The organism is Candidatus Delongbacteria bacterium (assembly GCA_041675285.1).
GTDB lineage: Bacteria > CAIWAD01 > CAIWAD01 > CAIWAD01 > CAIWAD01 > CAIWAD01.
The window spans coordinates 435,741-446,495 of sequence record JBAYTZ010000001.1; the positions used below are offsets into that span (position 1 = coordinate 435,741).

The window sequence follows — 10,755 nt, forward strand, 5'->3', positions numbered from 1 at the left end:
CCGGTCGGCACGTGCGCACCTCTTGCCGGCCGGGCCCACTTCACGCCGCACAAGCCTGTGAGAGATCATGCACCAAGACGCGACGGACTTCCCGGCCTTGCTGGAAGTGGCAGCACCGCCTACCCAACCGAAGCCGACCCTCACGATGGACGAGGTCTTCGGCCCTGGTGGACGGATGGCCCAGCAGCTGCCCGGCTACCAACCGCGCGAGAGCCAGCTCATCATGGCGCGCGAGGTGGCCGCCGCCCTGGCGACAGGCAGCACCCTGCTGGTGGAGGCCCCGACAGGGACTGGGAAAGGCATGGCGTACTGTGCGCCCGCCATCCAGCACGCCCTGGCCACGGGTCAGCGCGTGCTCATCGCCACGGCCAACATCGCCCTGCAGGAGCAGTTGGTGCAGAAGGACCTGCCCTTTCTAGCGGGCATTCTGCCCGAGCCGTTCCAGTTCACCCTGCTGAAGGGTCGGTCGAACTTCTTGTGCAAGGACCGCCACGACGAGCACAAGAGCCAGCTCTTCGCCGGCGCCGTGTCGGACGAGGACCAAGACGAGTTCTACCAGGTGCTGGCCTGGGCCGGGACGACGTCCACGGGCGACGCCAGCGAGATCCCCTTCAAGGTCACCCCGCGCGTCTGGCGCCACTTCTCCGTGGCCGACACCAGCGAGTGCGCCGGCTGCAAGCTCCTCTGCTTCCACCGGGCGGCCGTGACAGAAGCGGAAGACGCGCAGGTCGTCGTCTGCAACTATCACCTGCTCTTCGCCCACCTGATGGTCCAGCAGGCCACGGCCGGCAATGCCGGCGTCGTCCCGCCCTTCGATGTCCTCATCTGCGACGAGGCCCACGAGATCCCGGACATCGGCAGCGACTTCGCCGGCGAGCAGATCGGCCGCTGGAGTTTTCGGGGATTCAAGCGGCACCTGTCCCAGAGCGGATTCCAGACCCTGGATCGCGCGGCGGAGAACCTCGCGCGCGCCATCAAGCAACTGAGCTTTACGCATGGCGCCCAGGGCAGCGGCCGCATCAAGGAAGCGGGCCTGATCGACGAGGGCCCCATCCTGGACGCCCTGCGCGACGCCTTGCGCGAGTTGAAGGCCACCAAGCGCCAGCACCTGGAGGACTCGAAGGAATTCAAGCAGCTGGAGCGCCAGGAAGAGCAGTGCACCCAGATGGCCAAGCGCGCGCGCGCCCTCATCTGGCAGGAGCACGCGGAGTGGGTCTACTGGACTGAGCGCATGGAATCGGCGTCGGGCGAGACGTGGAAACTCTGCGGCAAGCCGGTCTCGATCGCGGCCTTCGTGCGGCAGGCCTTGCTGCCCTGGGTGTCAAGCTTCATCGGCACCAGCGCCACGCTGACCACCACGCGTGGCGACTTCTCCTTCATCCGCGAGCGCATCGGCCTGTCCGTGGACACGCGGCAGGTGATCCTGCCCAGCCCCTTCGACTTCGACCGCGCGGCTCTGCTGGTGGTGCCGGCCGGCTTGCCCGAGCCAAATGCGCCGGAGTTCCGGGACCGCGTGCACGACCTCCTGCACGAGGCTGTGCTGCTCTCTCAGGGCCGGGCCCTGCTTCTCTTCACCTCCAGCCAGGGGATGCGGGCTGCGCATGACCTGCTGGCGCCGGAGTTCGAGCGGGCGGGCTACCGCTGCCTGCGCCAGGGCAACGCCCCCTCCACCCTGCTCATCAAGCAATTCCAGGAGGACGTGCACAGCGTGCTCTTCGCCACCCGCACCTTCTTCCAGGGCATCGACGTGCCTGGGGAGAGCCTGTCCCTGGTCGCCCTGGATCGCCTGCCCTTCCCCTCGCCGGCGGATCCCGTCATGGACTACATCGCCGAGCACGACCCGAAGGGCTGGTTCGGTGGTCACAGCCTGCCCATCGCCGTGATCGCGTGGAAGCAAATCTTCGGACGCCTCATCCGCCGGCACGATGACCGCGGCGTGGTCCTGCTGCTGGACGGCCGGGTCACCTCCAAGAAGTACGGGCGTCAGTTCCTGAAGGCCATCCCCGGTGGGCGCATGAGCCACGAGGTGGCGTCCATCCGGAGCTTCCTCTCCACCAGCGAGGACCCCTTCGAATGAGCATCGACGTCGCGAGTCTGATTCGCATCCCCCTGGCCGAGCTGCCGGCCGGCGCCCGCGAGCGCCTGGAGCGTGCTCTCTCCTATGCGAACCCCGCCTACGTGGCGGCCAAGAAGCGCGGCATCCAGGTCCCGAAGGAGAAGGTGGACGGACGCTGGCGGGAGATTCCCAAGCGGCTGGAGGGCTTCCACGTTGACACGCAGGGCTGCTGGTGCGCTCCACGTGGAGCGATCGCCCTCCTGAAGGAGGCGCTGGCCCCCTGGCCGGGCGCCCAGGACCACAGGGCGTTATGGCCGACGTCCATCCCTCCTTTCCATCCCCCACTGCGGCCCTACCAGGAGGCGGCCAAGGTGGCCATGGTCCAGCGCCAGCAGGGCGTGGTGGTGATCCCCGCCGGCGGCGGGAAGACCTTCACGGCCCTGGCGGCTCTGGCCGAGATCCAGCAGCGCACGCTGATTCTTGTCCACACGCTGGATCTGCTTGAACAGTGGCGGGACGAGATCGAGGAGCTTTTCGGATTCCTGCCCGGCGCGGTGGACCTGCGGACCAGCCCGCCCATCACTTTGGCCACGGTGCAAACCCTGACCCGACTGGAGACCGGCGCCCTCGCGCGCGAGCTGGCCCAGTACGGCTGCCTCATTTTGGACGAGGGTCACCACTGCCCGGCCAGCACCTTCGACCGCGTCGTGAATGCCTGCCCTGCCAAGTGGCGCCTGGCCCTGACGGCCACGCCCGAGCGCGAGGATGGGTTGACCCAGAAGCTCTTCCACACGTTTGGCCCGATCCTGCATGAGACCCGCCAAGCGGACCTGCTGCAGGGCGGCTGGCTGGTGCCGGCGGTCATCCACGAGGTGCACACGGCCTTCACCTTCCCCTACCGCGGCGCCGGCGATTGGCAAGCCCTGTCGGGCGCCCTGGCCAAGGATGAAACCCGTCGTCAACTGGTGCTGGACACGCTGGAAGCCCTCCACCAGGACGAGGAGCGGGTGATCCTGGTCCTGTCCGGCCGCGTGGAGGACCATCTGGAACCCCTGTTCCAGGCGGCCAAGGCACGGGGTATCGTGGGCGAGCTGCTCGCCGGGAAGGTCAAGAAGGACACGCGGCGCATGATCCGGCACGCGGTTCGGTCCGGACATGTGCGCGTCCTCTTTGCCTCGACCGTGGCCGATGAGGGCCTCAACATTCCCGAGCTCAACACGCTGCTGCTGACCTTTCCTGCCAAGGCGGAAGGGCGCGTGGAGCAGCGCGTCGGGCGCGTCATGCGCGCGGCGCCGGGCAAGACACGGGGCGAGGTCTTTGACTTCATCGACAGCGCCGTCACCAACGTGGACAATGATTCGAAGCCCCTGCTGCGCCAGTACGCCGGCAGGAAGGCCGCCTACAAGAAGCTCATGGCGACGATCGTGAAGGCCCAGCCGGCCAGCCAGGCGCAGCAACTCGAAGCGGCGCCGGCGCCCATCCTGGCCGCGCCCACCATCCTCGTTCGTCCCGGCGGGCCCGCCCGCACCGCCGTCGGCATGGACCCCTCCTTCACGCACTTCGCCCTGGTGGCCGTCGACCTGGCCACCTGGTGGCCCGTGGCCATGACCACCCTTACGACCCAGCCCAGCGACAAGAAGCTGGGCCTGCGCAAGGCCGACGACGACGGCCGCCGGCTGGAGATCCTGGCCACCGGGATCCGTGACTTCCTGCTGGCCCACCCGCCGGCCATCCTCTGCTGCGAGACGCCATCCAGCGGCGCGCAGAGCGCCGCGGCCTTGAAAGGCCTGGCCTATGCCAAGGCCCTGCTGGTGGCGGCGCGCGTCTACCACAACGTGCCCACCATCTGGCTTCTGCCGGGCGAAATCAAGGAGCGCGTGGGCGGAGGACTGACGGCCACCAAGACGCGCGTGGCGGACGTGGTCCGGGCGGTGCTGGCCCGGGACGGCCAGGCGTGGGCAGGAGCCGGCTGGGACGTGACCAAGGACAAGAGCGAGCACCAGTACGACGCCGCCGCGGCCATCATTGCCGCGCGCAGCGACGACCTCTTCATGGCGGCCATGCGATAAGGAGCCCACGTGGGGCACTACGTAGATCTCGCTGAGCGCATCAAGCGCGAGCTGACCATGGACAAGCTCGTTCCGCACCACACGGGACGAAAGCCCATCCGCTGCCCGCTTCCTGGCCACGCGGATAAAAACGGATCGTTCATCGTTTACAGCGAGACCAACTCCTGGTGGTGCCCCAGCCACCAGACGACCCCGTGTGGTGGCAGCCCCATTGACTTCATCATGGCGGACAAGGGCCTCGACTTCAAGGGGGCCGTGCGCTACGCGGCCGAGCTCATGCACCTGGACCTGACGCCGCCCACGGAGGAAGAGCGGGCGGCCGAGGAGGCCAAGCACAAGCGTGAGGAAACCCTGAGCGTCCTGGCGCGCTACGCGCACGGCCAGCTCATGGCCGACACGGAACCCGCCCGACTGGCGCGCGCCTATCTGGAAGGCCGTGGCTACTCTCTGGAGCTCCTGAAGGAGCACGTGGTCGGGCTTGCCAACCTGGCCAAGGTCTATCAGGTCAGGGCCACGCACCCCATCCTGGGCGAGTTCAATCAGGCCGACTTTGAAGAGGCGGGGCTCCGCACGGAGCGGGGTGGACTCCTCTTCCGCGACACCCGCATCTCCTTCCCCTTGCTCAAACGTCACCGCGTCACGGGCATGTCCTTCCGCGCACTACCCGAGTCCGAGGACAAGCGCAAGTTCGTCCACCTGGCCGGCCAGGCCGCGGGCCTGTGGAACGTGGACGCCCTGCACAACCCCGAGCGCAAGCTGGTGCTGGCGGAAGGCATCCCGGACGCCCTGCAGGTGGATACCTGGGGCATCCCCGCCGTGGGCAACCTGGGCCTGGAAGTCGCCAAGAACGCCCACCATTTCGCCCACCTGAAGGACGTCACCCTCGTATGGGACAACGACCCCGCCGGCCGTGGGCGCGTGGTGACCTCCGCGCGCGCCATCCAGGCCGCCCTGCGGGACGGCGAGGTGCGCATCCTGCACATGCCAGGCGAGAAGGACATCAACGACTGGGCCCGCGCCGGCGGCACGAAGGAAGAGTTCAAGGACCTGCTGGACGACGCGCCGGACCTGATCACTTACCAGATCGAGCAGTTGCCCGATGTGAAGGCCGGCGGGAAACTGCGGCGCGAGGATCAGGCTGCGGTGCAGGATGTCCTGGAGTCCATGACAGCCCTGTCTGAGCTGCGCCAGGCCGTCTATCTGGATCTGCTGAAGAAGCGTTGCGGACTCCAGATGGGCAGCCTTCGCGCGTCGCTGAAAGAGATCAAGTCGACTCAGGCAGAGCGGGTGCGGGCACAGGAAGCCGTTGTGCAAATGGAAACGAGCGCCGCAAGCAAGCTCATCTTCGAAGACACACTCCCCTACATCGCCTCTCTCTCCTTCACAACGGAAAGGACTTAAGTAGCATGAGCAATTTTCCCACCGCCAACATCGGTCTATGGATGGACGTCGACGACAACGGATTGCGCATCAAAGAGCGCTACGTGATCGAATCGTCGATCACGGATGACGGCATCCATGTGGTGCTGGTCCCGTACAAAAATCGTCAAGTGAATGACCCCAAACTCACGCGTTTCCCCGATCCGGACTTGCCACGGTGGAGCCACCCATCCACCATCCCTTTCAGCGTCGAGCGCTTCCTGAAGGACCCGGCCGCCAACACGCCCAACACCGCCGAGCTCTTCCAAGACATCCGGGCCCTCTTGAAGGAGTTCATTTGGTACCCGGCAGACCACGAGTTCGACATCATCGCCCTTTGGATCATGATGACCTACGTCTACCCGCTCTTCGGCACGCTGGGCTACCTGCACTTCAACGGCATCACGGGATCGGGCAAATCACTCTCGCTGGACTTCATCGCCGCCCTGGCCTTCAACGCCCGCAAGACCACCAGCATCACCGAGCCGGCCCTCTTCCGCTTGGTGCACGCCAACCGCTCCACCGTCATCCTGGACGAAGCAGAGAAGCTGAGCCACCCCAAGCCCGGGACCATGGAGGCCACCATCCGCCTGCTGTTGAACGACGCTTACAAGAAGGGGGCGAGCGCCAGTCGCACGAACATGGACACGGGCATGGTGGAGATGTTCGAGACCTTCGGACCCAAGTGCCTGGGAAGCATCAACGAGATCGACCACGTCTTCGGCAACCGCTGCGTCGTCATCCACAGCCTGAAGAAGCAAAAGGATGTGCGGCTCAAGGACTACGCCCAGAACGCGGCGGAGATCGAGGCGCGCACGATGGCGCTCAGGAACCGCCTTCACTGCTGGGCCCTGACCAAGTTCCTCGCGCTGCACCAGATCTACACCGTGGACCTCATGGGTGCGCTGCCGGACCTCATTAGCCGGGAGCGGGAAATCTGGCTCCCTCTGATCACCATCGCCCACCAGGTCGACCGCGAGTCCAACCTGGACGAAACGCAGTCACTGGTCGACATCCTTCTCAAGACCCAGAAGGAAAAGGAGAAAGAGCGGGACGAGCGGGCCCGCCGCGAGAACCTGGACATCCTCATCCTGCAGACGCTACTGAACTTGATCACGGGTGACGACCGGAAGATCTACGAGATCCTGATGGCCCCCCACGTCTACTTCTCACACAAGCTGGCCGAGGCCATTCACGCCGAGCTCGTCGACGATGGCGCGTGGCCCTTCGAGAAGAAGCTGACCACCAACCGCCTGACCAACACGCTGAAGACCCACCACGTCATCACGGAGAGCGACATCAGCCGCCCCACGGATGGTGGGAAGCGTGTGCGGGCGTTCCGCCTGCTCGAAGCAACCCTGAACGAGGCGTTGCGGCGCCTCCAGGGTCAGGAAGAGGAGGACGTGGGCCAGGATGCCAAGCCAGCGGCAGTAGCCTCCACGCAGCCGTCTGTGCCGCCCGGGCTGCCCGCCCAGACCACCACTCACGACGACGAACAACTCCCCTTCTGACGGAAAGGACTGAACCACCATGGCGAAGACCACCAAGCCGGCCCACCAGCTGGCGGACAGCTACCGCATCGTCGGGCTTGAGGCCGAGGATTTCATGCGCCTGAAGGCCGTGCGCATTGCCTTCGACCCTGCCGCACACGCGGTGGATCTATCCGGCGAAAACGGTCAGGGCAAGACCAGTGTCATCCAGGCCATCTGGACGGCCCTGGGCGGCGCCAAGGTCACACCGGGCGAGCCCGTGCACGAGGGCGCCGAGAAGGCCACCATCGTGCTGGACCTGGCGCCCGCGGACGACGCCCGCTCGAACAGCCCGCGGCGCATCCGCGTGACACGGACGGTCACGGCCGAGGGCGGCTGGGGCCTGAAGATCTGGACCCCGGACAAGGGCAGCTTCCCCAGTCCCCAGGCCATCCTGGACGCCTTCTTCCACACGCTGTGCTTCGACCCCAGCGAATTCGTGCGCATGAAGGCCGAGCTCCAGAGCAAGGTCATGATCGACCTGGCTGGCGTGAAGGAGCCCATCGACGCCCTGAAGGCCCGGCGCCAGGTGGTCTACGATCAGCGGACGGACATCAACCGCGACTTGAAGGCCGCCCAGGGGCGCCTGGAGGCCCTGGCCATGCCAGCCGCGAGTGTCCCCACGGAAGTCAGCCTGACGGAGCTGACCCGTCAGATGGACGCCGCGCGTGAAGTCGAAGACGCGGGCGCCGACACGCGCCAGGCGCTTCAGGATCTCTACCAGGAGCATGCCGAAGCCAAGGCCGAGGTCACCCGCCTGGAGATTTCCCTCACGGCCGCGCGCGAAAAGGTGACCCGCCTGGTGGCGCAGGGCAAGGAGAAGAAGCTGCTGGTGGACGCCCTGCAGCCGTCCGGCCTGGAGGCCCTGCGGACCAGGCTGGCCACGGCCGAGGCGGACAACGAGCTGGCCCGGTCTGCCAAGACTTACCGAAGGACGGAGGCCGAGGTCACGCGCCTGCAGGGCGAGAGCGAGACGCTGACCACCCGCATCGACGCCGTCAACGACGAGATCTCCCAGGTGCTGCTGGGCGCCAAACTGCCCATCGATGGACTGGCCATCACCGAGGACGGCACCATCCTCTACCGCGGCAAGCCCTTTGCCCAGGCCAGTGACGCTGAGCGCCTGGAGGTCTCGCTGTCCATGGGCGCGGCCATGCATCCCAAGCTCAAGTTCCTGGCCCTGCGCGAGGCCTCGATGATGACGGAGCGGACGCGCGAGCGGGTGAAGGCCTGGGCGACCGAGCAGGACCTCATGGTGCTCTTTGAGCTGGCCACCAGCCAGGAAATCGGGATCCACATCGTGGACGGCGGAGTTGCCGGAGCGAGCAGCGATCCCGGCAAGACCGCAGGCCTGGCGCCCGAATCCGACCCTGCGGACGACGATGAGGATTGACGCCATCGATCGCTGGCCGGGGGGCGCACAGCCCCTGTTTTTCGCCACCCCGGCAGCCTGGGAGATCCTGCATCTCCTGGATCGCCGCGGCCTGTCCATGAACGAGAAGCTTCGTCTCTTGGCGCCCTATTCAATGCGTGACATCCGCGGAGCTTACTTCCTGACCCGGGAACGTGGCGCGCTGCAGCGGCGCGAGACCTTGGTGTCCGGAGAGGACAAAGGCCGCGCGGATCGCATCAACGCCAGGCATGCCCTGCGCCGGGCGTTCTGCCAAGCTCAGGCGATGGAAGAGGCCGCGCAACTTGAGCGAGAGACCGAGTCCATCCTGGAAGAGGTGCGGGCCTCCCCGCCGGCCGGGTGTGGCTACCGAATCAAATCCGCCCGCCAGGTCCTGGCCTTGGCGAGTTCCCTGCAGCCGCTTCCGGTGCGGCTGCAATTGCTCATGGAGGTGCGCGTGGAGGACCTGGCGGCGGGCATCGCGCGCTTGCAAGCGCTGACTCCTGGCCAGTTCATTCACGCACGCTGGCCAACGCCCCACGAGCGCCACATGACCATCCGCGCCCTGGAGCTGGCGATCGGGCTTCTGGCCGAAAGGAAAGCGTAGGCACGGAGGGTCGTCCATGGCCACACCCAAGAAGAAGCGGCGGCCTGGCGCACCACCGCGCGAGGATATCAACACGGATCCCCGCTGGCTCAATTGGGAGTTCCTGGCCGCCTTTGGCGTGGATGATACCGGCCATACCTACCTGGACGCCATCAAGCAGCACTGCTGCATCAAGAGCGACGAGGATCAATGGCTGGAGGACCTGGTGCGGCGTGCGCACCAGGTGCATGACCGGGCCGGGCACAGCACCATGGGCCGGGCCGCCGCCTGCGACTTCCTCCGCCGGGCAGGCATGGTCCTGCTGCCCGACCTCATGGACGACCTGGGCGTGGGCGGCACGCTGAAGCCCCGCGCGGCGTTTTGGTGGCCGGCAGCACTCACGACGGTCATCGTGCAAACGAACTGGAAGGTCTCCTCCATGCCCGCTTAGTCTTGTGCCCTCCGCACTTTTCTCACCTTTTTCGGACCCCCTGTCCGATTTCGGCCCTTTCGCCGCCCCTTTGGTGGGAAACACCAACGGCGGAGGCGACATGCCCATTCCCATCCAAACCTCCAAGCGCGTCACCATCGCGCCCACGTGCGCCAACGGATGTGGCGCGAAGTGAAGATCGCGTCCGAGGACTCCAGCCGAATCCTGGCGGCCATCCGCACAGAGCTTGGACACGACCCCGCGCGCCCGCCGGCCTATCTGACGGAGGTCGAAACCGCCACCGTCCTTCACCAGAAGCGCTCCAACATCCGCAACTGGCGCTACGCCGGCAGCCAGCCCCTCCCCTGGCGAAAAGTCGGCGCCGTTGTCCTCTACCTGGCTGACGACGTCGCCCAATTCCTGCTGACCAAATCCACTGGAGAGAAAGCATGACCACCCAGCTTGTCGCACTGGGCATTGTCGCCGTTTGTCTGCCCCTCGCATGGCTGTGGCACCGCCACGACGTCCGTCGCCAGGTGGCCACGGACCGCGCCGCTTGGCGCCTGGAGATCGCCCGCGGCCTTTCGGAGGCAGCTGTCGCCACGGCCGCGGCATCGGATGCCGCCAGCGAGGCCATCACCACGATCGCCGAGGCCATCCAATGCACGGGCGAGATGGGCCTGCTGGAGTCCAGGGTGCTCATGGAGCGCGTCAAGGCCGGCGCCCAGGCTGACGACAGACGCTCTCGCCAGGACCTCCTCATGCGCTTGGCGACCGTCCTGCAAGGCGTCGTCGGCGCGCGCGAGCTCATCCGCGTCATGCTCCCCGAGACCCGCCGCGACACTGGCCTGCAGGGTGACGCCATCACGCTGCTTGACGCGACGGAAAGCGCCTGCAAGGGCCTCCCCACCCTCGTCACCAACCCCACTTCATAGGAGCCCGCGCATGACGAGAGCCAAGCAACACACCCAGGACGCGACCACGCCTGCCCAGGAAGGGGTGAAGGCGCCGCGCCCGCCACAGACGGACCTGGATGCCTACGACCGCCAGCTGAAGCACGTGTTCGAACTCCAGGCCATCACGAGCGACCCGAGTTGGGCATGGTTCTTCGGCGGCATGCTGAGTGACTCGGTGACGGCCACCAAGGCGCTGATGACCTGACCCCCTAGAACTGATCCAGGCCGAGTGTTAGGATTCGGCCGGAAATGGGGGGACGTGATGGCGAAGAAGCGATTCAGCCCGGAGCAGATCATCACCTACCTGCGCCAGGTGGAGA

10 protein-coding genes are annotated in these 10,755 nt (G+C 66.5%); all 10 read left to right on the forward strand.

Annotated features, from left to right (window positions below):
• Window positions 1-67 precede the first annotated feature (67 nt).
• Window positions 68-2,077 carry an ATP-dependent DNA helicase gene (locus WC326_01635; GenBank protein MFA7329750.1) on the forward strand — a complete coding sequence of 670 codons (2,010 nt, stop codon included), beginning with the start codon at window positions 68-70 and terminating at the stop codon, window positions 2,075-2,077.
• Window positions 2,074-4,125, forward strand: coding sequence for a DEAD/DEAH box helicase family protein (locus WC326_01640; GenBank protein ID MFA7329751.1), 2,052 nt, complete (start codon window positions 2,074-2,076; stop codon window positions 4,123-4,125). The genes WC326_01635 and WC326_01640 overlap by 4 nt, the downstream gene beginning before the upstream one ends.
• Before the next feature lie 9 nt (window positions 4,126-4,134).
• Window positions 4,135-5,526, forward strand: a complete 1,392-nt coding sequence (locus WC326_01645; GenBank protein MFA7329752.1) for a toprim domain-containing protein — start codon at window positions 4,135-4,137, stop codon at window positions 5,524-5,526.
• A 5-nt stretch (window positions 5,527-5,531) separates the two neighbouring features.
• Complete coding sequence (locus WC326_01650; GenBank protein ID MFA7329753.1) at window positions 5,532-7,055, forward strand: hypothetical protein; 1,524 nt, start codon at window positions 5,532-5,534, stop codon at window positions 7,053-7,055.
• Window positions 7,056-7,074: 19 nt separating this feature from the next.
• On the forward strand, window positions 7,075-8,466 hold the full coding sequence (locus WC326_01655) for an AAA family ATPase (GenBank protein MFA7329754.1): 1,392 nt from the start codon (window positions 7,075-7,077) through the stop codon (window positions 8,464-8,466).
• Window positions 8,456-9,070, forward strand: coding sequence for a hypothetical protein (locus WC326_01660; protein MFA7329755.1), 615 nt, complete (start codon window positions 8,456-8,458; stop codon window positions 9,068-9,070). The genes WC326_01655 and WC326_01660 overlap by 11 nt, the downstream gene beginning before the upstream one ends.
• A gap of 16 nt (window positions 9,071-9,086) precedes the next feature.
• The gene (locus WC326_01665) at window positions 9,087-9,500 is read left to right on the forward strand and encodes a hypothetical protein (GenBank protein MFA7329756.1); all 414 of its coding nucleotides are present in this window, start codon (window positions 9,087-9,089) and stop codon (window positions 9,498-9,500) included.
• Between the two features lie 171 nt (window positions 9,501-9,671).
• Window positions 9,672-9,932, forward strand: coding sequence for a hypothetical protein (locus WC326_01670; GenBank protein ID MFA7329757.1), 261 nt, complete (start codon window positions 9,672-9,674; stop codon window positions 9,930-9,932).
• Window positions 9,929-10,414, forward strand: coding sequence for a hypothetical protein (locus WC326_01675; protein ID MFA7329758.1), 486 nt, complete (start codon window positions 9,929-9,931; stop codon window positions 10,412-10,414). Before WC326_01670 ends, WC326_01675 begins: the two co-directional genes overlap by 4 nt.
• Before the next feature lie 10 nt (window positions 10,415-10,424).
• Window positions 10,425-10,640 (forward strand): hypothetical protein, encoded by a 216-nt coding sequence (locus WC326_01680; GenBank protein ID MFA7329759.1) that lies wholly within the window; start codon window positions 10,425-10,427, stop codon window positions 10,638-10,640.
• The last annotated feature ends 115 nt before the right edge of the window (window positions 10,641-10,755 follow it).

Bases quoted from the DNA above. Each gene is read 5' to 3' on its own strand.
- WC326_01665 (MFA7329756.1), top strand. From the start codon at position 9,087: ATGGCCACACCCAAGAAGAAGCGGCGGCCTGGCGCACCACCGCGCGAG.
- WC326_01675 (MFA7329758.1), top strand. From the start codon at position 9,929: ATGACCACCCAGCTTGTCGCACTGGGCATTGTCGCCGTTTGTCTGCCC.
- WC326_01635 (MFA7329750.1), top strand. From the start codon at position 68: ATGCACCAAGACGCGACGGACTTCCCGGCCTTGCTGGAAGTGGCAGCA.
- WC326_01655 (MFA7329754.1), top strand. From the start codon at position 7,075: ATGGCGAAGACCACCAAGCCGGCCCACCAGCTGGCGGACAGCTACCGC.
- WC326_01640 (MFA7329751.1), top strand. From the start codon at position 2,074: ATGAGCATCGACGTCGCGAGTCTGATTCGCATCCCCCTGGCCGAGCTG.
- WC326_01660 (MFA7329755.1), top strand. From the start codon at position 8,456: ATGAGGATTGACGCCATCGATCGCTGGCCGGGGGGCGCACAGCCCCTG.
- WC326_01680 (MFA7329759.1), top strand. From the start codon at position 10,425: ATGACGAGAGCCAAGCAACACACCCAGGACGCGACCACGCCTGCCCAG.
- WC326_01650 (MFA7329753.1), top strand. From the start codon at position 5,532: ATGAGCAATTTTCCCACCGCCAACATCGGTCTATGGATGGACGTCGAC.